Origin of the sequence: Roseibacillus persicicus (assembly GCF_014651675.1) — a bacterium.
Taxonomy (GTDB): domain Bacteria; phylum Verrucomicrobiota; class Verrucomicrobiia; order Verrucomicrobiales; family Akkermansiaceae; genus Roseibacillus; species Roseibacillus persicicus.
Map to the genome: position 1 here is coordinate 1 of NZ_BMXI01000082.1, position 646 is coordinate 646.

Annotated in this window: 1 protein-coding gene; it reads left to right on the forward strand. The window is 50.9% G+C overall.

The features are described 5' to 3' along the window. The coding region (locus IE099_RS20960) for a hypothetical protein (protein WP_229809644.1) at positions 1-239 on the forward strand (239 nt) is incomplete at its 5' end. Positions 240-646: the final 407 nt, after the last annotated feature.

Below are 646 nucleotides of genomic sequence, written 5' to 3' on the forward strand. Positions count from 1 at the left end.
AACGTTCTGCAAAAAAATATTCTATGTGGAAAACCGCAACGCTCCTCTCAGTTGCTGGCGTTATCGTTGCGATAGTCGTGACCGAATTAGTGCGAGGTGTAGTCGATAGGTATCGAACGAAGACTCAAGGAATGGGCGGGAGCCAAGATGTTCTCCTGGTCGGAACGGTGATTGGTTGGACTTTCGTGGCTATGACGATAGGATTCGGACTCAAGTGGTGGATGACTGCAAATGAGTGAACTAGTGGAACAGCTTGTGCAGGTTGAGCACGTTCTAGACTTGGGGGATGAAGTGCACGTGCTATTCAGTGTTCCCGTCGACGCCAATTTCGCTTTGACCGACGATTCGACTCTCGACGGTAGACCTGTCCGAAAATGGCTTTCACAGCCACGTGTTCTAGGCAAGAACGGGAAGCCCCGTCTCGACATGTTAAAAATTATTCTGAAATCTATTTCTGACGCTAGCTACTTTCAGGCGGGAGAGCGTTCCAAGCTTTTGGTGGAGCCAATATCGAGATAGCCAAGGCAAGCAGAACAAGACGCAGCACCACAAATCCGACCGCGCTGGCGGGTAGGAAGGTTGACGGGAGGAGGGAGCATGATAGAACTATCGAAAGCGCGCTGAGTCGGTCGGATTGGGTGTGCTT